This is a genomic window from Acinetobacter sp. YH12249, assembly GCF_013417475.1.
Classification (GTDB): domain Bacteria; phylum Pseudomonadota; class Gammaproteobacteria; order Pseudomonadales; family Moraxellaceae; genus Acinetobacter.
Genome location: NZ_VPDX01000004.1, coordinates 108,499 through 134,227 on the forward strand (window position 1 = coordinate 108,499; position 25,729 = coordinate 134,227).

General features: G+C 42.0%; 25 protein-coding genes. 10 read left to right on the forward strand and 15 right to left on the reverse strand.

Going from position 1 to position 25,729, the window contains the following annotated elements:
- Positions 1 to 80: 80 nt before the first annotated feature.
- From miaA to tsaE, 3 genes are read right to left on the reverse strand one after another with little or no spacing between them, the layout of a single operon-like run.
- On the reverse strand, positions 81 to 1,025 hold the full coding sequence (gene miaA / locus FTV25_RS03750) for a tRNA (adenosine(37)-N6)-dimethylallyltransferase MiaA (protein ID WP_180002191.1): 945 nt from the start codon (positions 1,023 to 1,025) through the stop codon (positions 81 to 83).
- Between the two features lie 6 nt (positions 1,026 to 1,031).
- The gene (gene mutL, locus FTV25_RS03755) at positions 1,032 to 3,002 is read right to left on the reverse strand and encodes a DNA mismatch repair endonuclease MutL (RefSeq protein ID WP_180002190.1); all 1,971 of its coding nucleotides are present in this window, start codon (positions 3,000 to 3,002) and stop codon (positions 1,032 to 1,034) included.
- Positions 2,995 to 3,471 (reverse strand): tRNA (adenosine(37)-N6)-threonylcarbamoyltransferase complex ATPase subunit type 1 TsaE, encoded by a 477-nt coding sequence (gene tsaE, locus FTV25_RS03760; protein WP_180002189.1) that lies wholly within the window; start codon positions 3,469 to 3,471, stop codon positions 2,995 to 2,997. The genes mutL and tsaE overlap by 8 nt, the downstream gene beginning before the upstream one ends.
- 129 nt (positions 3,472 to 3,600) lie before the next feature.
- On the opposite strand from tsaE, the gene FTV25_RS03765 reads away from it, so the two are divergent.
- From FTV25_RS03765 to FTV25_RS03775, 3 genes are all read left to right on the forward strand, one after another.
- A complete protein-coding gene (locus FTV25_RS03765) occupies positions 3,601 to 4,509 on the forward strand; it encodes an RluA family pseudouridine synthase (protein ID WP_180002244.1) in 909 nt (302 codons plus the stop codon).
- A gap of 113 nt (positions 4,510 to 4,622) precedes the next feature.
- Positions 4,623 to 4,970: a type II toxin-antitoxin system RelB/DinJ family antitoxin gene (locus FTV25_RS03770; protein ID WP_159124009.1), complete on the forward strand. Its 348-nt coding sequence runs from the start codon at positions 4,623 to 4,625 to the stop codon at positions 4,968 to 4,970.
- Positions 4,971 to 5,069: 99 nt separating this feature from the next.
- Complete coding sequence (locus FTV25_RS03775) at positions 5,070 to 5,513, forward strand: GNAT family N-acetyltransferase (protein ID WP_004784033.1); 444 nt, start codon at positions 5,070 to 5,072, stop codon at positions 5,511 to 5,513.
- A 10-nt stretch (positions 5,514 to 5,523) separates the two neighbouring features.
- Here the strand turns inward: FTV25_RS03775 and FTV25_RS03780 are convergent, their stop codons facing one another.
- A complete protein-coding gene (locus FTV25_RS03780; protein ID WP_180002188.1) occupies positions 5,524 to 6,231 on the reverse strand; it encodes a pseudouridine synthase in 708 nt (235 codons plus the stop codon).
- Positions 6,232 to 6,367: 136 nt separating this feature from the next.
- Here FTV25_RS03780 and FTV25_RS03785 point away from each other — a divergent pair, with 136 nt between their 5' ends.
- On the forward strand, positions 6,368 to 6,820 hold the full coding sequence (locus FTV25_RS03785) for a DUF441 domain-containing protein (RefSeq protein WP_159124011.1): 453 nt from the start codon (positions 6,368 to 6,370) through the stop codon (positions 6,818 to 6,820).
- A 209-nt stretch (positions 6,821 to 7,029) separates the two neighbouring features.
- Here the strand turns inward: FTV25_RS03785 and FTV25_RS03790 are convergent, their stop codons facing one another.
- From FTV25_RS03790 to hrpA, 5 genes are all read right to left on the reverse strand, one after another.
- Positions 7,030 to 8,745, reverse strand: coding sequence for an AAA family ATPase (locus tag FTV25_RS03790; protein WP_180002187.1), 1,716 nt, complete (start codon positions 8,743 to 8,745; stop codon positions 7,030 to 7,032).
- A gap of 87 nt (positions 8,746 to 8,832) precedes the next feature.
- A complete protein-coding gene (locus FTV25_RS03795) occupies positions 8,833 to 10,839 on the reverse strand; it encodes a hypothetical protein (protein WP_180002186.1) in 2,007 nt (668 codons plus the stop codon).
- A gap of 154 nt (positions 10,840 to 10,993) precedes the next feature.
- Positions 10,994 to 11,752, reverse strand: coding sequence for a 1-acyl-sn-glycerol-3-phosphate acyltransferase (locus FTV25_RS03800; RefSeq protein WP_180002185.1), 759 nt, complete (start codon positions 11,750 to 11,752; stop codon positions 10,994 to 10,996).
- Between the two features lie 14 nt (positions 11,753 to 11,766).
- Entirely contained in the window at positions 11,767 to 12,876 is a 1,110-nt protein-coding gene (locus tag FTV25_RS03805) for a beta-ketoacyl-ACP synthase III (RefSeq protein WP_004784039.1), read from the reverse strand.
- A 30-nt stretch (positions 12,877 to 12,906) separates the two neighbouring features.
- Positions 12,907 to 16,851 (reverse strand): ATP-dependent RNA helicase HrpA, encoded by a 3,945-nt coding sequence (gene hrpA / locus FTV25_RS03810; RefSeq protein ID WP_180002184.1) that lies wholly within the window; start codon positions 16,849 to 16,851, stop codon positions 12,907 to 12,909.
- Positions 16,852 to 17,213: 362 nt separating this feature from the next.
- Here hrpA and ahpC point away from each other — a divergent pair, with 362 nt between their 5' ends.
- Together ahpC and FTV25_RS03820 are read left to right on the forward strand one after the other, a co-directional pair.
- Positions 17,214 to 17,777, forward strand: a complete 564-nt coding sequence (gene ahpC, locus FTV25_RS03815) for an alkyl hydroperoxide reductase subunit C (RefSeq protein WP_004784041.1) — start codon at positions 17,214 to 17,216, stop codon at positions 17,775 to 17,777.
- A gap of 294 nt (positions 17,778 to 18,071) precedes the next feature.
- On the forward strand, positions 18,072 to 18,278 hold the full coding sequence (locus FTV25_RS03820) for a KTSC domain-containing protein (RefSeq protein WP_004784043.1): 207 nt from the start codon (positions 18,072 to 18,074) through the stop codon (positions 18,276 to 18,278).
- Positions 18,279 to 18,294: 16 nt separating this feature from the next.
- Here FTV25_RS03820 and FTV25_RS03825 read toward each other — a convergent pair whose 3' ends face one another.
- Together FTV25_RS03825 and FTV25_RS03830 are read right to left on the reverse strand one after the other, a co-directional pair.
- Positions 18,295 to 18,885: an O-methyltransferase gene (locus FTV25_RS03825; protein ID WP_180002183.1), complete on the reverse strand. Its 591-nt coding sequence runs from the start codon at positions 18,883 to 18,885 to the stop codon at positions 18,295 to 18,297.
- A gap of 43 nt (positions 18,886 to 18,928) precedes the next feature.
- Entirely contained in the window at positions 18,929 to 19,147 is a 219-nt protein-coding gene (locus tag FTV25_RS03830; protein ID WP_166139403.1) for a DUF1653 domain-containing protein, read from the reverse strand.
- 233 nt (positions 19,148 to 19,380) lie between these two features.
- Between FTV25_RS03830 and ahpF the strand changes: the two genes are divergently transcribed.
- Positions 19,381 to 20,946, forward strand: coding sequence for an alkyl hydroperoxide reductase subunit F (gene ahpF, locus FTV25_RS03835; RefSeq protein WP_180002182.1), 1,566 nt, complete (start codon positions 19,381 to 19,383; stop codon positions 20,944 to 20,946).
- A 64-nt stretch (positions 20,947 to 21,010) separates the two neighbouring features.
- On the opposite strand, the gene FTV25_RS03840 is transcribed toward ahpF, so the two are convergent.
- On the reverse strand, positions 21,011 to 22,411 hold the full coding sequence (locus FTV25_RS03840) for a serine hydrolase (RefSeq protein WP_180002181.1): 1,401 nt from the start codon (positions 22,409 to 22,411) through the stop codon (positions 21,011 to 21,013).
- A 459-nt stretch (positions 22,412 to 22,870) separates the two neighbouring features.
- On the opposite strand from FTV25_RS03840, the gene FTV25_RS03845 reads away from it, so the two are divergent.
- Positions 22,871 to 23,119 carry a hypothetical protein gene (locus tag FTV25_RS03845; RefSeq protein WP_004784054.1) on the forward strand — a complete coding sequence of 83 codons (249 nt, stop codon included), beginning with the start codon at positions 22,871 to 22,873 and terminating at the stop codon, positions 23,117 to 23,119.
- A gap of 126 nt (positions 23,120 to 23,245) precedes the next feature.
- Entirely contained in the window at positions 23,246 to 23,446 is a 201-nt protein-coding gene (locus tag FTV25_RS03850) for a hypothetical protein (RefSeq protein ID WP_005236199.1), read from the forward strand.
- Between the two features lie 5 nt (positions 23,447 to 23,451).
- On the opposite strand, the gene FTV25_RS03855 is transcribed toward FTV25_RS03850, so the two are convergent.
- Both FTV25_RS03855 and FTV25_RS03860 read right to left on the reverse strand, forming a co-directional pair.
- On the reverse strand, positions 23,452 to 24,090 hold the full coding sequence (locus FTV25_RS03855) for a LysE family transporter (RefSeq protein ID WP_159124496.1): 639 nt from the start codon (positions 24,088 to 24,090) through the stop codon (positions 23,452 to 23,454).
- A 120-nt stretch (positions 24,091 to 24,210) separates the two neighbouring features.
- Complete coding sequence (locus FTV25_RS03860; protein WP_159124495.1) at positions 24,211 to 24,777, reverse strand: FxsA family protein; 567 nt, start codon at positions 24,775 to 24,777, stop codon at positions 24,211 to 24,213.
- Positions 24,778 to 24,902: 125 nt separating this feature from the next.
- Between FTV25_RS03860 and ruvC the strand changes: the two genes are divergently transcribed.
- Positions 24,903 to 25,448 carry a crossover junction endodeoxyribonuclease RuvC gene (gene ruvC, locus FTV25_RS03865; protein ID WP_004784062.1) on the forward strand — a complete coding sequence of 182 codons (546 nt, stop codon included), beginning with the start codon at positions 24,903 to 24,905 and terminating at the stop codon, positions 25,446 to 25,448.
- On the opposite strand, the gene FTV25_RS03870 is transcribed toward ruvC, so the two are convergent.
- On the reverse strand, positions 25,445 to 25,726 hold the full coding sequence (locus tag FTV25_RS03870; RefSeq protein WP_180002180.1) for an acylphosphatase: 282 nt from the start codon (positions 25,724 to 25,726) through the stop codon (positions 25,445 to 25,447). The genes ruvC and FTV25_RS03870 overlap by 4 nt on opposite strands.
- Between the last annotated feature and the right edge of the window lie 3 nt (positions 25,727 to 25,729).

The window sequence follows — 25,729 nt, forward strand, 5'->3', positions numbered from 1 at the left end:
AAAAATTTAAAAATCAGCGCAAAAAACTATCTCTATTTTTCAATTAAAAATTATAAAAAAGATAGTACTCAAATTTTGCTTTATCCGTGACAGTTTCGCAAGTCTTCTTGGGCCTGCTCGAGCGTAAAATATGTTGTAAATTTATGCTTTTCTTGCAAAGATCTCAACCAGGTATATTGACGTTTGGCAAGTTGTCGTGTCGCAAATAAAGCCTTATCCTCCATTTCCCGTTGTTTTTCATGACTTAGGTCACCTTTTTTTAAGAATTCTATGGCTTGGCGGTAACCTACTGAACGCATTGAGGGTAAATTTTCGTCAAAATCGTATTTTCCCATTAATCCTTTAACTTCATTTAAAAATCCGTTTTTCCACATAATTTCAAGACGTTTTTCAATACGTTTGTGCAATTCTAACCGATCGGGCATTAAGGCATAATTATGGAAACTGTAACGATATGGTAAATTTTTTGGTTGTTCTGCTTGTAGTTTTGTAATCGGCTCACCTGTTAGCTTAAAAACCTCTAATGCACGGATAATTCTCTGTTTATCACTGACTTTAAATTTCTGGCCTGCTAAAGGATCTACCTGACATAATTCAGCATACACCGCTTCCCACCCTTCACGAGCGGCTTTCTCTTCGATCTGGGCACGTACTGCGTAATCTGCACTTGGCAAATTGTCAGATAAGCCTTCAAGTAAGGCCTTAAAATACAGCATGGTGCCACCCACCAAAATTGGTGTTTTACCATGCGCATGAATATCATCAATCAGACGGCAAGCATCTTCGACAAAGTTTGCTGCAGAATAGACTTCGAGCGGGCTAATAATATCAATCAGATGATGCGGATAGCGCTCTAATTCCTCTTTAGAAGGTTTCGCTGTACCAATGTCCATTTCCCGATAAACTAGCGCAGAATCGACAGAAATCAGCTCAAAATGACCTTGCTCGTATAGTTCACATGCCAAAGCAGTTTTACCGCTTGCAGTTGGTCCCATTAAATTGATGACCGGCAGTTGATTGGACATGTAAGGCTACTCTCCTCGAGCGAAAAGTTTATCAAGTTGAGACAATGGAAATGCTCGCCAGGTTGGACGACCATGATTACATTGGCTCGCAAATTCAGTTTGTTCCATCTGGCGCAGCAAAGCGTTCATTTCTGACAGACTCAACATTCGATGTGCACGTACTGCACCATGACAGGCCATACCTGCAAGAATCTGGTCACGTTTCTGCATTAAACCCTGTCCCTGATCATTAGGATCCAGATCATTCAATAATTCAGGGATCAAGGCATCAAAATCAGCTTTATGCAAAATGGCCGGTACGCCCCGTACAATGACCTGTTCATCACCATACTGGTCAATTTCCAGGCCTAAACGAGCGAGTTGATCTTTGAGCTCGTCAACACGCATGGCTTGCATACGACTAATGCTCACCACTTTAGGAATCAGCAATTGCTGGGATATCCAGAATTCCGGTTTATCCCAAGCCATTTTCATCTGTTGCAGCAGAATACGCTCATGCGCCGCATGCATATCTACGATGATTAGGCCTTCGGTATTTTGCGCCAGAATATAAATACCATGCAGTTGAGCGATCGCAATCCCCAAAGGATGCTCATCTACTTTACTTTGTAAATGTGACTGAAATGTATCCGATGCTGAATTATTGATTTCCGGTTCAGTTTCTCTTAACGGCGCGAGATAACTTTTCAAGGCATTATTCAGCTGCTGTGAACCCGAATATGACTTATTATAATCCTGCGCATAATGCACAGTTTGTGGACCTGATGACTCGAAATCCGTTAACACATCAGAAGCTTCTTCTTCATGCTGACGATACGGAGATGTGACTGGAATAACCGGTTGAGTGGCTACGGACTGATGCAGGCTAAACTGCTCTTGATAGCGCGGCTGAGGTGTTATCGCAACAGCTTCAGACTCAGTTTTCATCGCCTCAGCCAGATCAGCACTCGCAGTCTGAAATTGCGCCAGAGTTTCCTTGGCATAGTGACGTACAAATTCATGTACTTCACGCTGGTTCAGGAAACGAATTTCGTGTTTGGTCGGATGTACATTGACATCGATGCTTTCTGGATCGATTTCCAGAAATAGTAAATAAGCGGCATGCTGATGGCCATGCAGGATACCATCATAAGCCATACGCAAAGCGTGCGAAATAGTCTTATCTTTAACGATCCGGCCATTCACATAGACATACTGCAAATCGGCTTGAGCCCGTGCATCCGAAGGATGTCCGAGCCAGCCTGATAAACGCATATTGATACTGTCTGCATCAATCCAGTAAGCATTTTCAGTAAACTGACGGCCAAGTAATTGTTGCACACGTTGAAAACGCAAAGCTCCACTATCTGCAACCGGCAAATTCAGCTTGATGGTTTGGTTATGTTCCAATACAAAGCGAATATCGAAATGCGTTAAAGCCATACGGCGAACAATTTCTTCGATATGTCCAAATTCAGTGCCGGGCTTTTTCAGGAATTTGCGCCGCGCCGGGACATTGAAGAATAAATCCTGCACCCGGATCTGAGTTCCTTTGGATGCTGCGACCGGTTGAATATCCTGATGATCAAAAGCCGTACCGTTCACTTCGACCTGATAGCCAATGCCATCTTCATTCTGGCTACTGGTTAAAGTCAGGCGTGACACTGCAGCAATCGAGGCCAACGCCTCACCACGAAAGCCCAAACTGGTAATCGCATGCAGCTCTTCAGCCGTTTGAATCTTACTGGTCGCGTGACGCATCACGGCTAGTGGCAAATCCTCATAATGAATGCCTCGGCCATTATCAATGATTTCAATCAGCGTACTGCCGCCCTGTTCCACCCGGATGATCAGCTCGGTCGCACCTGCATCAATCGAGTTTTCCAGCAACTCCTTGACCACAGATGCAGGACGTTCAATCACCTCACCTGCGGCAATCTGGTTCGCCAGCGCAGGATCAAGTGCACGGATACGGCGTATGCTTAAATCATCAACCATTTGGGAATTCACGCTCCAAAGCTTGCTGTAATGCCAGATTAGAAGAAATCAGACTTGCAGTACGGGTCAGCTCATCTTCTGATTTTAAAATTTCAATAATTAAATCGGCTTGCGGGATTTCATCACCCCCCTTAGAAGGCCATTCAAATAGAAATAGCGCATTGAGAGTTTCTAAATAATCCCGGATTCCCATCAATTCAAGTTCATAAGGGTCATTGAGACGATATAAATCAAAATGAAAGATATCCTGACCATTCACCTGATACGGTTCCACCAGCGTATAAGTCGGACTTTTTACTGAGCCTTTATGACCGAGTTGTTGTAAGTAATAACGCGTCAGCGTGGTTTTCCCCGCACCCAAGTCACCAATCAGATATATAACGCCCGAAGAAAAATTATTTGCCAGAACTTTGGCCAGATTTTGGGTGTCATCTTCATGTTTTAAAGTGACATTAAATGAATAAGGCATATTACTCACGACATGATGAAAAAGAATAATTATGATAGCATCGCAACGCTTTAAAAGCCTATTCACCTCTGTGAGAAACTGTATTTTTTCACAGCATCCGTTCCAGACCAGAGATAGATCCACGTTGTGATGACTTCGACTGTTGAATTTAGCCCACCCATGCTGAATGGAGTTACGGCAAGTAAAGTATTCCTGCAAGTGACATCAGATTCACCCAAGACAGTCTATGCTTATCTCTGTGCACAATTTCCACATATTGAGTCGAGCGAATGGCAATCCCGTTTCGATAATGGTCTGGTTTATGATGCTCAGGGCAACACCTTAACCATCGAAAGTTCTTTTCAAGCAAATACTCATTGTTTTTATTATCGTTTTTTGGCACACGAAGTGCATGTTCCTTTTCAGCATCAGATTCTGTTTGAGAATGAACATCTGCTGGTCGTTGATAAACCGCATTTTCTGACCATGAGTCCTACTGGGCAATATGTACAGGAAACCTTGCTGGTACGCCTAAAACAGCAAACCGGAAATGAACATCTCACTCCAATTCATCGCTTAGATCGTGAAACGGCAGGTGTGGTGCTGATTTCAAAATGTGTGCAATCGCGTGGCGTTTATCAGCAGATGTTTGCGACTCGGCAGGTACAAAAAACCTATCATGCGATTGCGGCTTATCGTGATGATTTAAGTTTTCCGCTCATCACAAAGCTGAAAATGGAGAAAGGCCAGCCCTTTTATACCATGCAGGTGGTAGAAGGAGAGCCTAATAGCGAAACCGAAATTCAATTGCTGCAACATGATCAGCAATGGGGCAAATATGAGCTAAAACCACATACAGGAAAGCAGCATCAGTTAAGGGTACACTTAAGTCATTTGGGGATTCCGATCCAGAATGATCCTTTTTATCCGCAGGTTTCCCATAAGGCGGATGATGATTTTTCTGCACCGTTACAGCTACTGGCCAAACACATTCAGTTTACGGATCCAGTTACCCAAAAGCAGATGCAATTTAGCTCTAAACTTGAATTGACACTGTAAATCTCTTGTCATTACAGATTATTTTCTAAAAACGGCAACTTGAGGATTGAAATCCCGAAGTTATCGATTAGAATAAGGCGAAAAGTTAAGTAATTTAAAGCTTTGAAAATATTATGAGAAAAACTGAAGTTTATCAAATTCGCCTGGATTCCCAAGAAAAGAAACAGGCATTTGCAGTATTTAAACAATTGGGGATTACGCCGGCTCAGGCAGTTCGTCTTTTTTTTAAACAGGTGGTTCTGACCAAATCAATCCCCTTCTCGATTGAAAATCAGAATATTAATCTGGAACAGCTGATCAAGTTACGTAAGCAGAAACAGAATGAAATTAAGGCAGAACAAAGCTCAAGTCCAAGTGCTACAGCGATTCCAGCAGATCATCAGGAAATGAATCTGGATGATGATCATTTTGATTTATTTGAAGAACTGAATGCTATTTTAGGTGAAAGCGACAAAATTTAACATTGTTGCATTTACGAACAATTCTTAAGTTTCTCTCCTTTCAAACTTCGCTATGCTTGATGTTAATGATAAATAATAAAATTAACATGGAGTAAGCCGATGATCGTGCGACGTGCCCAGTCAGAAGATCTACCTAACCTGGCCGTTTTATTTGATGAGTACCGTCAATTTTATGGTACTTCTTCCAATCTGGATTTATCTTACGAGTTTTTGAAACAGCGTTTTGAAGATGGTCAAACTGTCATTTTTATCAACACCAAGGATGATATTTTTACCGGATTTATTCTGCTGTATTTAAGATTTTCCTCAGTCGCATGTTCTACCTATTATGTGCTGGACGATGTCTATATTAGCCCGCCTTATCGTCGGCATGGTGCAGCCAAACAACTAATTGATACTGCTATTTTATTTGCCCGGCATGAAAATGCGCTTCGAATCAGCCTGGAAACGCAAAAAACCAATTATCAGTCACATAAACTTTATGAGTCACTTGGGTTCATTCAGGACAATGAATTCGTAACTTTTCATTGTTTCCTGAAATAAATCCCAGACTTTATTCGGTACGGAATTTTGCCTGTGCCACTTGTTCTGCGTCCAGATAGGTCCATTCTCCTATTGCTAGTTCATTCAAGGCCAATGCACCAATCTGGGCACGATGCAGCTGCTCCACTTTATTGCCAACAGCTGCCAGCATACGTTTCACCTGATGATACACACCTTGATGAATGGTCATTTGCAGTCGATTGTCATTCAGACGAACAATATCTGTAGCAGCAAAGGTGCCTTTTTCATTTCTCAATTCCACACCCAGTTCAAGCTGTTTAATCTGCTCATCCGTCACGGGATCAGCAGTAGTCATCTGATAGACTTTCGCTACATGTTTTTTAGGATGGGTCAACGCTTGTAGAAACTGACCATCATCGGTCAGCAATAACAGTCCAGTTGTATCTTGATCGAGACGACCTACACATTGAATTCCACGGTTTAACAAGGTGTCATCAAACAGATCAAATACACTGAAATGATGGGTAGCCTGATGTGAACACTCATAATCTTGAGGCTTATTGAGCGCAATATATACTTTTTCCCGATAGCGATATTCATGACCATAGACGCTAAAGGTCAGATCTTGCAGATTCAGCTTATGCTTGGGATTATCAATGATTTCATTCTGAATCGAAACAGCACCATTTTTAATCAGTTGCTGACAATGTTTTCGTGAACCGAAACCTTGTGATTGCAACATTTTTTCCAATAGCATCTGTCTGAACCTGTTTATACGAACGATAGGCGCATTCTATACTGAAAACTAGCCAGATTCATTTCTTGTAGAGCATTCTCCCTTTAAATGGCTAAAAAGCCTATAATCCTGTGACTTTTCATTTTTTTATCTCCTCATGTCCCAACTTGATTTGAATCTGCTTGTTCTTCTAGTTCTACTAGCTTGCGGTATTTTTAGTCATAATACTGCTGTGACCATTGCTGCGGCCGTGTTGATCGTATTAAAAATCACGCCTCTCAATGAACTCTTACCTTATGTACAGCAACATGGCCTAAATATCGGGATTATTATTTTAACCATTGGCGTATTGACTCCGATTGCTAGCGGGAAAATTCCTGGTGACAGTATTCTTAAATCATTTCTGAGCTGGAAATCTTTACTGGCAATTGCAATCGGTCTATTCGTTGCCTGGCTTGGTGGACGTGGGGTGAAACTGATGTCGAGTCAGCCTGATGTCGTTGCAGGTCTATTAATTGGTACAGTCGCAGGTGTCGCGGTACTTCGTGGTGTCCCTGTCGGGCCATTAATTGCGGCCGGGATTTTATCGTTATTGATTGGAACGCAATAAGCCTTTAACTATGATTGTGCAATATTCTTAAAAATTAACATTCTAAAATTATGAACTGCAAAGTATTAAATCACATGATCAGCGACATGGATGTCGCTCGTTGGATTGAGGTACAGGATGTACCTTCAATCCAACAAAAGATTTTTGTTACTTTTGATCTTTCAAAAGTAAAAGCTCACGTTAAATACTAAAATTTAAAAACTCAAATTTTATTCCACAAACAGCAAGGCCAAACGTACCTGATCATAACCCATACGCGGACTGGTCAATTCCACAATCGGACGTAATTTAATACTGCCATCATCATTAAAATGATCTGAGTTTTGACGTTTGGTTAGACGTTTATAAATCTTGCGGACTTGTTCAACGACTTCTTCACCCGGATGAGCCACTGAGATATCCAGCCCTTGCTCCTTATGCAAACGCCCCAGATGGTTAATGATGGTTGCCGGCGTTAAACCACGTTCAGTGGCAATATCGGAAATCTCATAACCTTCTTCAAACAGTTCACGGGTTTCATCCAAGGTTGCAGTCGCGTAGTTTTGCTTGCCACCATTTTTGGCAATTTTCTTCTCATTGCGCTGGATCTCGACTTCGTTCAAAGTGCCACCACAATGACGGATAAAGGCCTTATGCTGTACAGTCAAATCCACGTTTTCAAAATTCGCTTCTGCTTCATCTGACAGTTCCTGAAAACGGCGATCAGCCTTAATGGCAAGACTATCAAGTTCCAGAGCCTGTTCATTAAAGCCTTTTAGACGTAATCCATTTAAGCTTTTCAAACGGGATAATGCTACATAACCTTGACCTTTTTCAAAGGTATGGCTCAGGTCAATCTCAGCAGCTTCTAGCGTCATGCCTTGAGACTTATGAATGGTAATCGCCCAAGCCAGACGTAGTGGAATCTGCTGGAAACTGGCAATGGTTTTGCCTGCTTCATTATCCACTGACCAGGTTTCAGGCTCTACAATTAATGTAGTTCCATCTGTCAGTTTGACCTTTGGCAGCACGCCATGCTCATCATCATCTTCAAAGCCAATTACTTCGCCCAAGCTGCCATTGATATAGCCCATATCAAAGTTATTTTTCACGAACATGACCTTGGCATGTTTTTTCAGGGTTAAGGCTTCGGGTGCACGGACTGAAGACTTTAAGGTTTCAATCAGTTTTTCATTACCATCACATTGCGCATCAAACTGGCGGGGATCCTGATCAATTTCATTCAGATGCTTAAAGTTAATGCTGTCGACATCCATATTGTGGGTATAGAGACGTGTATAGGTATCGCCAATATCCTGCTGACGTGTACCCTGTAGCGCTGAACGATGTTCAGGTGAAATGGCCTGCGCACGAATGGCATTCAGAATATCATTCAGGTAGTCATTACCCTGACGATGCTGCTCAGTCAAGTAACAGACGCGGAACTTGGCTTCAACCCAGGCATCCGACATAAAACAGAATTTATCGCGGTTACGTTCATCATTTTTTCCAACAGGCGGTAACTGGAAAAAGTCTCCTGCAACAATGACTTGAATCCCGCCAAAAGCTTCATCGCTTTCCTTGAAATATTTTAGCACCTGATTGACTAGATTGAGCTGCTTGGCATGCAGCATGGAAATTTCATCAATAATCAGAACTTGCGCATTTTCCAAGTGTTCTTTCAGGTATTTACGCTCTTTCATCCGCTTCAGGTCTTCTTCAGACAAAAAGTCTTTGATCCCGATCCCTGCCCAAGTATGAATGGTCATACCATTCATATGCGTTGCCGCAATACCAGTCGATGCAGTAATCGCGACCGATACCTTACGGGCTTTCAGATAATTAATATATTGATTGAGCGTATAAGTTTTCCCTGCACCCGCAGAACCGGTTAAAAAGACATTTTCCCCTGCTTTTAAGAGCTTAAGTGCAGTTTCCTGTTTCATAAAAGAGATACCGTAAAAGAACGGCTATAGCCTAACGATTTTTGCCGGAAAAGTTAAGCTTCACGGACAGAAAAGCATTGAATCAGGTCAAGCCTGCAGGTTTAACCAGTTAATAAAATGCTGGGCAATATTGATATATTCAACTTCCGCTTTTTGATTATTTGGATACTCAAGCTGGTCAAAGATGACTTGGTCATTCTGCAACTGACAGCCTAAAATCAGAGGTAACTTGATGGCAGGATGTGACATGCGAAAAGCCACATATTCACCTTCGACTATACGCTGTGCATAACTTGCAGCCAGACAGTTCCGGAATATTCTGGCCTCTTCAATAATCCGCTCTAGTGTTTTCAACTCCTCAAAACGCCAATTAAAATACAGTAGAAAATGTGCTTGTGTGAGCGGCCTCCAGCTGGCAAGCGCAAAGTCTTTTTTGAGCTTGGCAATAATTTCCTGCTTCTGAATCTGCTCATGCCAGGCAACTGCCTGCATAAATAAACTGGTCCAGCTTAAATTCTTAGGCACTTCTGTTTGAGTAGAAAAATACTCCGGCAGATAATCGCGGATATAACCGTCAAAACAGGATTCCCGCACATGCCGGGCGTGTAAATAAAAACGCTTCCTGAACTCTACAAATGGAATCTGGTTACGTTGTAGCACGTTATAAAAATTACGGTCTTGCTGAGTTTGAGGCCGAATATAAGCCAGCACATCCTCAGGCAAATCACAGGTAATCTTATACAGATACTGCATATAAGCCTGTATCACCCGACTTAAGTTAGCATAGACCCTTTTAGTCATCTGATCATCCATTGCCACTACATCCCGCAATAATCCGATCCATTCATCCAGATATAGAATCGATGGACTAATCGCAATGCGATGATCCTCAATAGCCTGACGCGTTCCTTTGAGAACAACTGTTCGATTCAGCTCATGCTCAAACCAGTGATGCTGAAGGGCATATTGATGAACATCATCAATAAATAGACGTGCTGCGATATATTGAAAATATTGCAAGGTAGCTAAAACAATCTGCGGATGAATATGATGCGTATCGATAAAGCTTAAGGCTGTTGCTGCCACCCGCACACTGCTATGTTGAATACTGCCGCTCAGCCAATCTAAGATTTCCGCAGGCTGTTTAAATAACCAGTTCACTACCCGATGACAGTCAAATAAAGGAAGTTTGGCGACTTTTTTCTGCCATAAATAAGGATTATTTTCCAGAAAATTGCGTTTGGATAGCAGATCACTCCGATGCCAGCTATCACGATTCATCAGCCGGACAAAGCCCAGTAGATGACTTTGCTCTTCGGCATGCCGATACAGCAAACGGATATCGTCAATATGGTCATTCAGTTCATGCAGATTGAACCGGTTTTCAAAGGATAAAGAGATAATCCGGTAGGTCGCTGGGTGCAGAAACTCAGGCGCACTGAAACAGAATGCATCCAGACTGTCCATCACTGACTGAATCGATAGAAACTCATCTGGCTGCAAATATTGCAAGGAAAAGATTTGCTGTAGCTGTTTTAAAACATGCGCCGGAATCTCATGTCCACTTTGAAGACAATTACTGATACAAGGCTGAGTATAAACTTCGGCTTTAATCATAAAGGAGTCGATGATTTCAGCCTGCACAAGCGACATCTGTTTTAAGCAATTAGCAACTCGGTCAGGCGCATTAACCCATATATAGACTTGATCAATAATAAGTTGACGGAGCTGTTTGGCTTTATCACGTAAAAACAGGGAATGCTGGGGCTTTAAATCGCCAGTCAGAAAGTAAATATCCTGAAAGAAAAACTCTTCCAAAGCCTCTGCTTTAGCCAGCCTGGAATCAATCTGCATTTCTGCTAAGGCATGGGGACTTTCCAGATTTAAATCTTGAGGTGTATATAGCTGTATATTTAATAAGCCATTAAGCAGATCAATTCGATGCTCATCCTGATGAATCCTGAACAAATTCTGGGCATTCACATGACCAATAAGCGCCATTTGATCCAGATACAGCTGATTTAACTCAGGAAAAATAATGAGGCATTGTTCAGCGAGCTGTCTGAATGGCAGTAACAAACCCTCCTGTTCCATATTTCCCCCTTCGTTTTAACCCTATTGAGTTACAGACCTACTGAATTTCAATCCTTTAAAATCGCTTTTTCCTTTCTATTACAGAAATTGAAGCATGGTGATTTTTTAGACGATTCGATCTCAATGTAAAGCAAAGCAGGAATGATGAAAAGACCTAGACTTCATCTTGCCGACGTCTGTCAGCCAACAGTTCTAGCCCCTGATAAATCTTGTGTTGTAAATACTCACGAAAATCAATCAGATCATTCTCGTGCTGCACATGATGAATTGGCTGCCGCGGCATAAACTGAAAATAAAAAGGCAAGCGTTTGGGAAACAGATTTTTAGGTAAGGAAGGAATCACGTCACCATGACGTAATAATTTATTGAGTTGGGGAATTTTTAATAATTTTTGAAAATACTTATGTTGAATGATCTTATTGGCATCAAATCCAATCTCATAGATTTCATCACCGCCCAGTGCAGCAAAAGGGACTATATCGTATTGAAACTCTTGAGCCAGCTTAAGGAAGCCATAACGCTCTTTCCAAATCAGCTGATACTGCTCACCTTCCCGTTTCAGCACTTCACGGCCACCCCCCGGAAAGACCAGAATCGAGTAGCCTTGCTGCATGGCCGAGCGGACATAGTCCTGTATGCCATCAATAGCACCAAATTTCTTCACTGCTTCACGCCATAGCGGCACATAAAAATGGCTATGATCAGCAATACTGACCACAGCCACTTGATGTTCATTGTACAGGTAATCAATCAGCATTGGCGCATCAAAGATGCCATACATGGAATGATTACCGACATACATTGCAGGTCGACTGGCATCAATATTTTCAGCCCCTAAAAAAGTAGGCGTGAAATACAGTTTGGATAAGGCACTTAAGCGCCTGATCCATGCTCCGTCATGCTTGACCTGCAAAATATGCTCCCGGCTTATGCCACGCGTTTTTGTACCAGGATTGAACCCACTGAATAGCCTGCACCAAATGAACACAGTACGCCATATTCGCCGTCTTCAACTTCATTTGCAGTACGATGTAAGGCAATAATGACACCTGCGGAAGAAGTATTGGCAAACTCATTCAGAATGATAGGTACCAGACCTGGTTTGGCATTTTCTTTACCCACTACCAGTTTCAGAATCAATTCATTCATGCTGGCATTGGCTTGGTGCAACCAGAAGCGTTTTACATCTGTAGGTGCAATATGATTTTTCTCAAGTTGAGCAGTAATCATCTTGGCAACCAGTGGACACACTTCTTTAAATACCTTACGACCGTCCTGACGGAAACGTTTGTCGTCAATATCTGCATTTTCAGACGTATTCAGGAAGCCGAAGTTATTACGGATATTGTTTGAGAACTGGGTAAATAATGATGTATCCAGAATCTCGAAACCGGTTTTAGTTTCAGTATCTTCAATGATCGATGCAGTTGCGACATCACCAAAAATAAAGTGACAGTCACGTGAACGGAAATCGGTATGTGCAGAGGTAATTTCGACATTTACCAGCAATACACGACGTGCACCTGCTTTGATGGCATCGGCAGCCTGTTTTAAACCAAAAGTTGCTGCTGAACATGCGACGTTCATGTCATACGCATAACCTTGAATACCCAGAGCAGTCTGGATTTCAATCGCAACCGCAGGATAAGCACGTTGCAGATTTGAACATGACAGGATCACAACATCGATATCTTCAGCAGTGACACCAGCATTTTCCATCGCCTGTTTTGCTGCGATCACGCCCCATTCTGCCTGAAGGGAAATTTCATCATCTGAACGTTCACGTAGATTTGGACGTAAACGTTTTGGATCGAGGATGCCAGTTTTTTCTGACACATAACGGCGTTGTACGCCTGACGCTTTTTCAATAAATTCTGCGCTAGAACCACGACGCGCATCTAATTCGCCTGCAGCGATTTTATCTGCATTTTCGTGATTATACAGTTCCACATAAGCATTTAAACTTTCAACTAACTCTTCATTGGTAATGACATCTTCCGGATGGAACAAGCCAGTACCCGTAATACGGATGCCCATGTAAAACTCCTTCTCAAAATGACCTATATCTTAACTGATTCCAAGACGTTCCCATACTTTTTGCAGGCGAGTTGGAGAAATGGGTGTTTTCGTTTTCATCGGTTGAGAAAACAATGAGATCCTTAACTCCTCAACCATAAAATACAATTCTTTAAGGCGAGCGTCATTTTTAAACTTAAATAATTTTTCCATCCACGGATCAATTTGGTCAATGGCGGAATCATCCCTCTGTAGGTTATTTGGCAAGCGCTCTAAACGCAAGATCAGGGCTTTCAAATAACGTGGAAATTCTGACCATACGTCGGAAGGTTTCCGATAAACGAAGTCAGAAAGACTCATCAAATCAAGCTGATCCTCAATATCATCAATATTTTTTCCAAATATAGATGGGTCTAAAACCAGTAATTTACGACGAATTTCCTGCCACTGGATATAAATATCCGTGATTTCTTTCAGTGCAGTCTGGCCATGAGTCAGGAAAGATTTTTTTACATCCTCTACCAACTTTTGGAACTCTTGCATATTGACAGGCAGCTCATTAATTGACAGGTGCAGTGTGGCATAAACTAACATTTGCTCCAGTTGGGCCTTATCGCCAAGCGGTGAATATGCCAGTGCCAGCGGTTTGGAAATCTGTTTTTTCAGCTGACGCACCAGATCTCCGAGCTGCATATGCACCAGCCGAATGATCCCTTCACGATGCTGTTTGACGGCTTCAGCCTGATCATTAAAGGTCTGAATCACGACACCAGATTCATCTTTCTGTTCCAGTGCAGCAAAGTCTTTGGTCGGAACCAGTGCCTGATATTGCTTAACGACTACACCCGTCACTTTCTGCGATGCTTCAAAGACAAAGTTTTCCGGGAAGGTTTTAAATTCACCTTTTAACTGTTTCACCGGGCTATGAGTTTCAGTACGGCAACGGGCTTTTAGCTCGGCCAGATCACGGCCTTGTTCAATCACGTGACCTTTTTCATCTATCACCTTGATCAAAGGCAAGAGATATTGCTCAACCCGATCCAGACTAAAATCTTTTTCTGTAATCTGCTCGCCACGCAACTGGAAAGCCAGAAAACTGAAAATATGCTCACGTAAATTTACCGCATCAATACGGGCTGCTAGCTTTTTCGCAGTATCTGGAATCGGCACCAGACTACGGCGTTTATCTTTAGGCAAAGTCTTTAATAAAGCTTCGATCAGCTCCAGACGCCAGCCCGGAATCCCCCATGACCAGATATTTTCATCGACCTGCGGCAAAGCCTGCAGCGGAATTTTAACCGTTGCACCATCTTCATCATGACTTGGGTCAAAACGATAGCTGGTCGCCAGACGCAATTCACCATTACGTAAATAATCCGGAAACTGTTGTGTGGTTGGACGATCATTCAGCCACAGCGCATCATCATCAATAAACAGATAACGTGGATCATGTGGCTCTACTGTGGCACGCCAGTCCTCAAAACTGCGGCGACTAGCTACTTCAGGTGGCACTTTGGAGGCATAGAACTGGTAAATGGTTTCTTCATCCACCACCAGATCACGACGGCGCAGTTTATCTTCTACCCGTTCCACTTCTTCCAGTTTCAGCAAATTATGCTTCAGGAAGGGTGGATTAATACCGAGATTGCCAGTAGTCAGTGCATCACGCAGGAAGATTTCATGCGCAGCCGGCTGATCCACTTTTTCATAATTGACCGGACGTTTCGGCTCGATGATCAGGCCGAATAATGAAATCTGATCGTATGCATTTACGACACCCGCTTTTTTCGACCAGTGCGGTTCGAAATAATGATGTTTCAGTAAGTCTCGCGCAGCCAGCAGAATCCATTCCGGCTCAATTTTCGCTAGAGTCCGTAAATACACCTGCGAGGTTTCAACCATTTCAAAAGCCATCACCCATGGGGTATTGGTTTTGTGCAGCGTTGATGCCGGGAAAATCCGTGCTTTCTGCTGACGGACTGCCATAAACACATTACGTTCATCAGTCTTGTTGGCAATAAAAGATAGCAAGCCAGTTAACAAGGCACGGTGCAGGTTTTCATAACTGGCTTTCTTTTCATTAAAGGATAATTTTAAGCCTTTAGCCAGATCCACCAGCTGCTCATGAGTTTTCTTCCATTCACGCAGACGTAACCAGCTCAGGAAATGATTCCGTGCAAAAGTACGACGTTTGTTTTCGCTCATACTTTCACGGTTATTATGCAAGGTATCCCAAAGCTTGATATAAAACAGGAAATCTGAATCTGCTTCACGGAACAAGGCATGTTTCTGATCAGCCTGCATCTGCTTATCCGCAGGACGTTCACGTGGGTCTTGTACTGCCAGCGCCGCGACAATCACCAAAGCTTCATTCAGCGCACCAAAATGGGCACCGCCAAGAATCATTCGCGCCAGACGTGGATCAATTGGCATTTTTGCCATTTGCTGACCGATTTTAGTTAGAGAATCTCCCTTGCCTTGAAGTCCTCCTTTCGTAAAGGAGGATTTAGGAGGATTAGTAGAATCTCCCCCAACCCCTCTTTCAGAAAGAGGGGCTTTACTCTTCTCCACCATTGCCCCAAGCTCAATCAAGAGCTTGCGACCATCATTGACCAGACGGTGATCTGGCGGTTCAATGAAATCAAAATCTTCCAGTGAACCTAGGCCCAGACTTTGCATCTGTAAAATGACGGATGCCAGATTGGTCCGTTTAATCTCAGGTTCGGTAAATTCAGGACGACTTAAAAAGTCCTCTTCACTATACAGACGAACACAGACACCTGGCGCAATACGACCACAACGACCTTTACGCTGATTGGCAGCAGCTTGAGAAACTGCTTCGATCGGTAAGCGCTGCACCCGTGAACGATAGTTATAACGGGAAATACGGGCAAAACCGCTATCAATCACATAACGGATATTCGGCACAGTCAGTGCAGTTTCTGCTACGTTGGTGGCGATAATAATCCGCCGACCGCCACCGGATGGATTAAAGATCTTTTGCTGTTCTGCTAATGCTAATCGTGCGTAAAGTGGTAACACTTCAGTATGGCGTGGACCATGCTTGATCAGGGTTTCCTGCAGTTCACGAATTTCCTGTTCGGTACTGGCAAAAATCAGGATATCGGCATGTTCTGGATGGCCTCTCTCTTGTGCATCCTGAAAACATTCTTCTACTGCTGCAACCACTGCGCGTGGCAGATTTTCTTCAAAATCATCAAACTCGTCGTCATCACTGCCGACAATGCTCATTTCAGAAATTGGACGATAACGCACTTCTACCGGATAGCTACGTCCTTCCACTTCATAGATCGGCGCACCATTGAAGTAGTTACTAAAACGGTTTACGTCCAGCGTTGCCGAGGTAATGATCACTTTTAAATCTTTACGACGCGGCAACAGCTGCTTGAGATAACCCATGATGAAATCGATATTCAGCGAGCGTTCATGGGCTTCATCAATAATGATGGTGTCGTATTTGGTCAGGAACCGGTCATTGGCCAACTCTGCCAATAAAATACCATCCGTCATCAAACGGACGATCGAATCCTGTGAGCCCTGTTCATTAAAACGGACTTTAAAGGAAATTGATTCACCCAGTTTCTCGCCAACTTCTTCTGCAATACGCTGTGAGACGCTACGCGCAGCTAGACGACGTGGCTGGGTATGGCCAATCAGACCAGTCAGGCCTCGACCTGCCAGCATGGCGATTTGTGGTAATTGCGTAGTTTTACCGGAACCGGTTTCACCAGCCACAATAATGACCTGATGTTGCTGGATCGCTTCAATCAGCTTGTCTGCATACTGGGTAACAGGCAGATCCTGATTCAGCTTGATATTGGGAATGCGTTCGATACGCTGCATGACTTTGGCATGCGATTTTTCAAATAATTCTTGATATTGCTTTTGGTTGGCATCTTTACCTTTTTGGAGTCGATTTAAACGATGACGGTCACGCGCCATAACGAGCTGATCTACATTTAAAGGACTCTGCACTGAGAAAACACCTGATATAAAAAAAGACAATAGGCAGCTATTTTACGCTGTATTGCCCCTAAGCGAAAGAACGGCCATTTTGAATATTTTTATAATTTTTTAATTTTTGCCCTTGAATTTTACTGCTTGCGGCATCATGTCTGAAGAGGCATTAAATCGGGGTGAGTCTTGTCATGATGTATTCACCATTCTACGGTTGAATCATTTATATCAAGAGCAATGCTGTTTGTGCTGATGGTGTTTTATTTTTAGCTTAATTCGGTTTTTCCGATGTATGTTATGTAAAAATACTGTTTCAGCAAGAAAAATAATTTCTGTACCCTATTGGATATTAAATACAAACCTCAATCATGGAGACAATGATGAGCTTAATTAATACTGAAGTTAAACCGTTCAAAACAACTGCGTTCCAAAATGGTAAATTCATCGAAGTGACAGAAGCTGATCTTAAAGGTAAATGGTCTGTAGTATTCTTCTACCCAGCTGACTTCACTTTCGTTTGCCCAACTGAACTTGGCGACCTTGCTGACAACTACGAAGAATTCAAAAAATTAGGCGTTGAAATCTACTCAGTTTCTACTGACACTCACTTCACTCACAAAGCTTGGCACGATTCTTCTGAAGAAATCAAAAAAATCCAATACGTAATGGTTGGCGATCCTACTTGGACTCTTGCTAAAAACTTCGACGTACTAATCGAAGCTGACGGCCTTGCTGACCGTGGTACTTTCGTGATCGATCCAGAAGGTAAAATCCAAATCGTTGAAATCAACGCTGGCGGTATCGGTCGTGATGCTCAAGAACTTCTTCGTAAAGTTAAAGCAGCTCAATACGTACACGCTCACCCAGGCGAAGTTTGCCCAGCTAAATGGAAAGAAGGCGACGCAACTCTTGCTCCTTCAATCGACCTAGTTGGTAAAATCTAATCTGCATTAGATTGAACTGATTCAAAAAAACCACGCTTTTAGCGTGGTTTTTTTATTTGAACATTTATTTGATTGCTCTATTGGCCAAACATTTTAATTTCCCTTTTCTTCTATCTAAAGCTATCCTACCAAATCTTTATTTTTCACTTTAAAGATCATATAAAAATCAGGCATGCATATTGCATCCTCTTCATAACAATCCCCTACTTATGCTTACAATTCAGTTATACATCTTCAATGTCAGTTGGCATAAGTTCAAGACATAAGATAATAATATTCAGTGGAGGAAAACGTATGCAAAAACTGCTAACCGTGATCTCATGGGCTTATAGTCCTTCTAGCCGCCACCTGAAAATCATTTATAGCAATGGCGATATAGAACTCTACCATCCTGTTCCCGAATTTGTTTATGACAACCTGTTAAGACGACAAGATAAAATGGCCTTTGTACAGAAATATCTTGAATACAACTTACATTTCGACCGAGTTTGCCTGTTTTAATTTAACTAATTTCTGCTTAACGATAAGTCACCATGAGTAAGCCAGCTCCAATCGGCAACGTACTCATGATAAAACGTGAATCCTGCTGGATCAGCTGAATAAATTCTTCTACTTCCGCAGCATGTGAAATCACATTATCCACCAGTAATACTCCACCTTTTGGCTTGAGTAATCGGGCCAAATGGGTCCAATAATCCACATAAGCATCACGTTCCGCATCTAACAATATAAAATCAAATACGTCCTGCTCAGCGTGTAGATAATGCAATGCATCTGTCACTTTAAAATCAATCAAATTATCCAGACCTAGCAGATTTGCATACTGCTTGGCTTGATTAACTCTTTCTGCATCTATTTCTAATGTTGTAATCGTCGCTTGAGTCTGCCGGGCAGCTTCGGCCAACCATAAAGTGGAATAACCCGTAGAAGTCCCGATTTCCAGAATACGTTTGGACTGCTGGGCACGAATGAGTAATGATAAAAATCGACCTGATTCAGGCTCAATATTTCGATAGCGTTGCAGACGTTCAGTTTGCTGAAGATCATGCGCATGCAAGGTCTTATACAGCTCCTGCATGAAACTTTCAAAATGTTGTAATTGATTCATTGCTCTTCCCTGAGGTGATCTAAATAAATTTTTTATGGATTGATTAAAGTGCCTGAACCAATTTAAAGCGTTCTACTTCACGATCATCACTGGTGATAATACGTTCAGTAAACATGGATAGTGGTCGTACCCAAATTGAATAGTCCCCATAAAGGCATTGATAAACCACTAGTTTTTCTTCTGTTTCACTATGCCTTGCCATATGCAGGACCTGATAAAGCTTGCCTTTATAATGTTGATAAATACCGCGTTGTAATTCCATCGTTCAACTCTCAAATGCAGAATTCCAATCTTAACCGAAAAAGAGCAATATCATTCTAAACTACTTGAAAATTCATGCTAAGCACCCAGATATAAGCTTGAAATTAATCATGAATTTTTCAATACATTTGCAAAACCGATTAAATTTATAAAAACAAACTGTTTTATCTATTTATCGATTTAGCTTAGTATCTACTTATCGAATGAATTCTTACTCCTTTGGAGACGTTAGCAATGTTAGATCAAAATACTTTAGCTCAATTAAAAACACTACTTGAACGTTTGGAAGGCCCGATTGAATTAGTGGCAACTCTGGATGGCTCTGACAAATCAGCCAAAATCAAAGAACTGGTTGAGGAAATCGCCCAGCTTTCTGATCTAGTGACTGCCCGTTTTGACGGTACCAACAAACGTGCACCAAGCTTTGGTGTGGCAAAAGCCGGTGAACAGCCTCGTGTGTTCTTTGCAGGCTTGCCGATGGGTCATGAGTTTACTTCCCTGATTCTGGCATTGTTACAAACTTCAGGCTATGCACCAAAAGTCTCTGCCGAAGTTCTGGAATCAATTAAAGGTTTGGGCATCAAATCTGACTTTGATGTATTCGTATCACTCAGCTGTCATAACTGTCCGGATGTCGTTCAGGCATTGAACCTGATTGCCATCTATAACCCGGGTACCACAGCAACCATGATCGATGGTGCTTTCTTTCAGGACGAAGTGGAAGAACGCAAAATCATGGCCGTACCAATGGTCTTCCAGGACAATGAACATATCGGTCAGGGTCGTATGACACTGGAAGAAATCATTGCCAAATTGGATACCAATGCCGCAGCCAAAGCTGCTGAAAAACTGAATGCCAAAGATGCATTTGATATCCTAGTGATTGGTGGTGGACCTGCAGGGAATACTGCAGCGATCTATGCAGCACGTAAAGGCATCAAAACTGGCATCGTGGCTGAACGCATGGGCGGTCAGGTGATGGATACCATGGACATCGAAAACTATACCTCAGTGCAAAAAACCCAAGGTCCGAAATTTGCCGCTGAAATGGAAGCACACGTGCGTGAATACGGTGTTGACATCATGAATCTGCAACGCGTGTCTGACATCAAAGGTGCAGATAGCACAGCCAATGGTCTGGTAGAAGTGACTTTAGAAAATGGTGCGAAACTTGAATCTAAAACAGTCATTCTGTCTACCGGTGCACGCTGGAGAGAAATGAATGTTCCAGGTGAGGCAGAATACAAAACTCGTGGCGTTGCATACTGCCCACACTGTGATGGTCCATTATTCAAAGGTAAACGTGTTGCGGTAATTGGTGGTGGTAACTCCGGTGTAGAAGCTGCGATTGACCTTGCGGGTATTGTTGAGCATGTAACCTTGGTTGAATTTGATACCAAACTGCGTGCGGACCAGGTATTGCAGGACAAACTGAACAGCTTGCCAAACACCACTGTAATCAAAAATGCACTTTCTACCGAAGTGATCGGTGACGGTTCACAAGTCACAGCGTTGAAATACAAAGACCGTGCAACTGATGAAGAGCACACAGTAGAACTTGCAGGGATCTTCGTTCAGATCGGCTTGTTACCAAACACTGATTTCTTGAAATCAACCAAAGTGGAATTAACTCCACGTGGCGAGATTGTGATTAACGAGCGCAATGAAACCAATGTGAAAGGTGTGTTTGCTGCAGGTGACTGTACCACTGTTCCTTACAAACAGATCATCATCGCGACTGGTGAAGGTGCCAAAGCATCATTATCTGCCTTCGACTACATCATCCGTTCTGGTCAGTAATCCTTAAAATTCATGAATTAAAAAAGCCCGCGTAATGCGGGCTTTTTTATATCTTAAAGCTGATTTATTCCTGTAGTAATTGAGCAGCCAGTTTTTCAATATTTCCCATTTCAGGATGTACAGCAGCAACATTAGCTAAAATCGTGACCGCCTTTTTCTTGTTTAAATCGATCATCAAAATAGCAGAATGCCCTGCGGTATTCCCGCCATGCCAGATGATTTTGGTGCCATTGTCCTGTTCTCGTATAAACCAGCCCAATCCCAATTGGTAGCTACCTGCTTTTTCTGTGGTTGCTTGCTGAGTTAATTGTATTGCTGCATTTTTTGCATCGAACTGGGCTTGTGCAAATCTGGTTAAATCTGAAGCTGTTGAGAATACGCCGCCCGCGGGTAAAAAGGTATTAAATGACCAAGTGGTAATTTCTTTTCCCTTGGCATCAAATGCAGGTACAAGCTGCTTAGCTGCTTGATCAGGCGAGGTATAGCTATTTTTCATTCCATACTTTTTAAAGACATATACATTGAGTAACTCAACAAAATCCTTATTTTGCGATTGACTCAAACTCTGTCCCAATAAAGCCACAGCCAAATTAGAATAATGTGGCACTTTTCCACTGTTATTTGCATGTTCAAGCTCTAAGGAATTTTTTAAATATTCTTCCAGTTTAGCTGCATCATATTCCTTATATGGATCAGTATCATCATCTACTTCCAAATTACTCGGTAGTCGTGGCAGTCCAGACGTATGATTGGCTAAATCCTGAAAGCGAACCTGGATATTGTCCTTGAATGGAAAGGCATAATAAGGATTAATCTTGTCATCCAGTTTAATTTTATTTTGTGTCACCAGTTCAGCCAATATGGTTGATGTCATCACTTTGGTCAGAGAACCAATTGCAAAGATTTTATCCTGATTGGCCTTGGCCTGGATTTTGTCCTTATGCTTCTGTACTCCATAGTAATGGGGTTTGTCCTGATCTAATACCGCTATCGCTACTTGAGTTTGTTCTGGAAAAGTACGAGTAGCCTGATAAATTTTCTCTGCAATCGCTTTTGGATAGCCTTGAATAGCATTGACTGTCTTATTATTTGCTGCGGTAGATTCGATATAGGGCGTAAATAAAAGGCCGGAAATCTGTTGATCATTATTCAAACTCATGCTGAGTTTCAGACGGTCTTTTTCAAAGTTGGCCTTATAGACTGCAGTCTCTTTACCTTTAGACTCTATATACTTAAGACTTTGTATTTTGCCGAGTTGCTGCTGTAAGTCTTTAGAGACTTTTTCAAACATATTTAAAGGAATCGCCTTTTTCGCTTCAGGTGAAAACTTTTCAAAAATTGCTGCATAATTTTGCGCATTAAAATCCTGCTGAAACTGGGCAATAACTTCCTTTTCAATATCCGATTGTGCATAAAGACTGCTCATATAGAGCAAGGATGATAAAAACAGTGATATTTTCTTCATGAGATCAGTATTGTTCCTTAAGTTTATAATGCACTTTCATAAAAATTATTGAAATTAAACATTTTTATAGACTTAATACAGTGCAACGAATAGTTAAAAAATAAGCAAAATATATTCCATATCATTCTTTTTTGTAGGGCAGATTAAGCCATATAAGTTCTTGCCCTGTCTATTTGCCATTTTATACTTGTTGCTCTTAAGCTTAACTAGTACTGGTTCAAAAATTGCTTATGAATTGATAGATAGCATAGTTAATTATTTCAGAGAATTTTCTTGAAATAATCTAACGATGTTATGTACTTAGCCAATTATTATTTGTTTTCCTCACTGAGACTTGGGTAACTTTTTGTTATATGACTTGTCAGCGTCTAATTGCCTCATTAACATGAAATGCAGACCTGAAATAAAAGTCCGTGAAAGATAACAAAAAAAATATCAGAAATGTAATGGAGCTTAGCAATGTACTATCAATATCACTGTGCGTGCTGCGATAAAGTTGTGGAAGCTGGCCAAAAAGAATGTCATGCCTGTGGCTCACATAATATTCGCAGCCCTTATGGTTTTTGGATTTTATGTCTGGTGGCCTGTCTGGTTACTGCAATCGCGTTCAAGGTAATGCATGTTTATATCCAGTCACAGCAGCAGGAAGTGCCAGCTCAGTCGTCTTTATTTGATGTGCTGCAACAAGATAATAAACGTCCGCGCTAATTTTTTATCCTCCAGCAAGACCTGACTTGGATCAGGTCTTTTTTATGCGTTTTTAACTTGAATATGAAACGCTGCCAGAATAGAAAATTTGAATTACAATAAGTCATCTTGCAATGAGAGATGAAAATGGTTCAGTTAATTAAAAAAGGCGGCTTACGTGAGCGTGCCAATCGCAGTCGCAGTTATCAGGGTTCGGAAAATACTGAGGCCACCCTTAAACCGAATCGTTATCAGTCTCCAGTGCAGAAACAGGATCATCCAGTTTCTGACGCTTCCGCTGCACAGCAGCTTTCTAACGAAAACTCCTCTGTCACTCCATCAAATTAAGATTTTTAGTTCATTAGAACTAGCGCGTCATACCATAACCAGACTGCAAAAATCAGGAATAATCCGCCTGAAATCATATCGATATAACTTCCTGATCGCTGGTAAGCCTCTTTAATTTTAGGATGGGAAATTAATAGCATTAGTAAAGTAAAAGTGATAAATGTTTGCAGTGGAATAATCACTGCCAGTTGTGCTTTTAAATAATCAGAAGCTGATGAACTCAGTGCAAGTGAAAATACGCTACTGAAATAGATCAGGGTTTTAGGATTCGACAGATTAGTCAATAAACCCTGCATAAAATAACTTTTTGGTGCTTCTACCGTATTTAAATCATCTTGAGTTTGATGTCTGTTCTGAAAACTTTGCCAGCCACTTTTTAGCATGGCCCAGCCCATTTTGGCCAAAAATAGCCCACCGATGACCATCAATACTTGCTGAATCCAGGGAAACTGATCGATCAGTACGGTAAAGCCAGCTAGCGTCAATATCACCCAAACCACGATCCCCGCTGAAATTCCGGCAATCACCTTTAAGGCATTCATACGTGTCGTAGAAGCAGCACTTTTTGCGATAAGTAAAATGTCAGGACCCGGGCTTAATTGAGCAACAAAATGCAGAAAACAGATGGTAAAAAGCAAGGACATTTAAAAAAGATCAAATGGTAAAAAAACTATTATAACTTTTGTTTAATGAAATTAGAAAGTTCCAATAAAAAAGCCGAATCATGAGATTCGGCTTGAAGCATTTATATTGAAAGCGTGATTTTATTTCTTGTTCACATCTTTCATTTCAATTTTCTTGGCTTCCGGGGTCACTTCACGAGCTTCACCATCAATAATGGTTGAATCGCCATGCCCCCCCTGCTGGTTCTGCATATCCTGCATTTGACGCATCATTTCAGCAAACGGGTTTTGGCCTGCACCACCACCGACATCGCCCATCATGCCACCCATCATTTTTTCCATCATGGCTTGCTGACGTTTCATCATCATTTTCATCATGGCTGCCTGGAAAGCACGTTGTACAGGTGGAATCAGCATTAATACCGCAAGCACATCACTAATCAAACCAGGAATCAGCAGGAAAAAGCCGGCTAAGATTTTAGGCAAATTATTTGATAATGCTGGATCTGCACTCATCTGTCCCATCTGCATTTGCTGCATTTGTGGCATTACACCGGCCGAATATTTCCGGATCAGGTTCATACCGATAAAGAAAGCCGCCACGAACCAGAAAAATACGTACCACATGCTCCCGACAAGGTCACCCACGCCAATCCATACAAATACTTCGAGGACTAAGCCGGCCAGGATAATAAGAAATAATTTCATGAAAATTAATCTAATCTCAGTAAAATAAATATTAGGATGCTGTAATCAACTGCTTCATCAGGATCAAGCTTTTTTGATACGCTTATGTAACAATATGGGCATTATTTTATTTTTAAAGTGCAGGCATGTCATTAATTATTGGGATTGATCCCGGTTCGCGTCTAACAGGTTACGGTATCATCCAAAAAGAAGGTTCAAAACTCACTTTTGTTGATGCAGGAACGATTAGAACTGAAACAGCGGAAATGCCTGAACGTTTAAAACGAATCTTTGCTGGTGTCGAACGGATTGTCAAATTTTACGGCCCGACCGAGGCTGCGGTGGAACAGGTGTTTATGGCACAAAATCCGGATTCTGCTCTCAAACTGGGTCAGGCTCGTGGTGCGGCAGTCGCAGCCTTGGTGAATCTGGATCTGAAAGTTGCCGAATATACGGCACGGCAGATCAAACAGTCTGTTGTGGGCTATGGCGCTGCAGACAAAGAACAGGTTCAGATGATGGTTATGCGTATTCTGAACCTGACAATCAAACCGCAACAAGATGCTGCCGATGCACTTGCTGCTGCGATTTGTCATGCTCATGCTTCAGGCAGCATGAGTAAAATGGCCGTATTGAATGCCTTAGGCGGTATGGCACGCGGACGCAGCCGGGTCAGCACCCGTCGTCGTTAGTCTTTAGTTAATACTTTAAAATCCTGAAAATCCGCGTCTTGAAGATTCAAACTCTGCTGATGAATTGCAGTGACTTCTGCACGTTGTGATCCAGTTCTGCTGAGCTGGATCATGTCCTGAACAATCGCTTCCTTCCCAACAATGACAGCCTCGACTTCGCCTGTTTCCAGATTACGCACAAAACCCTTTAAACCTAATTGAATTGCTTGTTGTTCAAACCAGCGACGGTAGCCCACGCCCTGCACTTTGCCCTGAATGATCAAATGAATGGCCTGCATTTT

What these genes read in the sequence shown, in the direction of transcription:
- FTV25_RS03850 (WP_005236199.1), top strand. Translation starts at nt 23,246, where the DNA reads ATGGTTCAGTTAATTAAAAAAGGCGGCTTACGTGAGCGTGCCAATCGC.
- FTV25_RS03840 (WP_180002181.1), bottom strand. Translation starts at nt 22,411, where the DNA reads ATGAAGAAAATATCACTGTTTTTATCATCCTTGCTCTATATGAGCAGT.
- FTV25_RS03795 (WP_180002186.1), bottom strand. Translation starts at nt 10,839, where the DNA reads ATGGAACAGGAGGGTTTGTTACTGCCATTCAGACAGCTCGCTGAACAA.
- FTV25_RS03830 (WP_166139403.1), bottom strand. Translation starts at nt 19,147, where the DNA reads ATGGAATTACAACGCGGTATTTATCAACATTATAAAGGCAAGCTTTAT.
- mutL (WP_180002190.1), bottom strand. Translation starts at nt 3,002, where the DNA reads ATGGTTGATGATTTAAGCATACGCCGTATCCGTGCACTTGATCCTGCG.
- FTV25_RS03775 (WP_004784033.1), top strand. Translation starts at nt 5,070, where the DNA reads ATGATCGTGCGACGTGCCCAGTCAGAAGATCTACCTAACCTGGCCGTT.
- FTV25_RS03765 (WP_180002244.1), top strand. Translation starts at nt 3,601, where the DNA reads ATGACTTCGACTGTTGAATTTAGCCCACCCATGCTGAATGGAGTTACG.
- FTV25_RS03845 (WP_004784054.1), top strand. Translation starts at nt 22,871, where the DNA reads ATGTACTATCAATATCACTGTGCGTGCTGCGATAAAGTTGTGGAAGCT.
- ahpC (WP_004784041.1), top strand. Translation starts at nt 17,214, where the DNA reads ATGAGCTTAATTAATACTGAAGTTAAACCGTTCAAAACAACTGCGTTC.
- FTV25_RS03785 (WP_159124011.1), top strand. Translation starts at nt 6,368, where the DNA reads ATGTCCCAACTTGATTTGAATCTGCTTGTTCTTCTAGTTCTACTAGCT.
- ruvC (WP_004784062.1), top strand. Translation starts at nt 24,903, where the DNA reads ATGTCATTAATTATTGGGATTGATCCCGGTTCGCGTCTAACAGGTTAC.
- FTV25_RS03870 (WP_180002180.1), bottom strand. Translation starts at nt 25,726, where the DNA reads ATGCAGGCCATTCATTTGATCATTCAGGGCAAAGTGCAGGGCGTGGGC.
- FTV25_RS03790 (WP_180002187.1), bottom strand. Translation starts at nt 8,745, where the DNA reads ATGAAACAGGAAACTGCACTTAAGCTCTTAAAAGCAGGGGAAAATGTC.
- FTV25_RS03780 (WP_180002188.1), bottom strand. Translation starts at nt 6,231, where the DNA reads ATGCTATTGGAAAAAATGTTGCAATCACAAGGTTTCGGTTCACGAAAA.
- FTV25_RS03825 (WP_180002183.1), bottom strand. Translation starts at nt 18,885, where the DNA reads ATGAATCAATTACAACATTTTGAAAGTTTCATGCAGGAGCTGTATAAG.
- FTV25_RS03855 (WP_159124496.1), bottom strand. Translation starts at nt 24,090, where the DNA reads ATGTCCTTGCTTTTTACCATCTGTTTTCTGCATTTTGTTGCTCAATTA.
- FTV25_RS03860 (WP_159124495.1), bottom strand. Translation starts at nt 24,777, where the DNA reads ATGAAATTATTTCTTATTATCCTGGCCGGCTTAGTCCTCGAAGTATTT.
- FTV25_RS03770 (WP_159124009.1), top strand. Translation starts at nt 4,623, where the DNA reads ATGAGAAAAACTGAAGTTTATCAAATTCGCCTGGATTCCCAAGAAAAG.
- tsaE (WP_180002189.1), bottom strand. Translation starts at nt 3,471, where the DNA reads ATGCCTTATTCATTTAATGTCACTTTAAAACATGAAGATGACACCCAA.
- ahpF (WP_180002182.1), top strand. Translation starts at nt 19,381, where the DNA reads ATGTTAGATCAAAATACTTTAGCTCAATTAAAAACACTACTTGAACGT.
- miaA (WP_180002191.1), bottom strand. Translation starts at nt 1,025, where the DNA reads ATGTCCAATCAACTGCCGGTCATCAATTTAATGGGACCAACTGCAAGC.
- FTV25_RS03805 (WP_004784039.1), bottom strand. Translation starts at nt 12,876, where the DNA reads ATGGGCATCCGTATTACGGGTACTGGCTTGTTCCATCCGGAAGATGTC.
- FTV25_RS03820 (WP_004784043.1), top strand. Translation starts at nt 18,072, where the DNA reads ATGCAAAAACTGCTAACCGTGATCTCATGGGCTTATAGTCCTTCTAGC.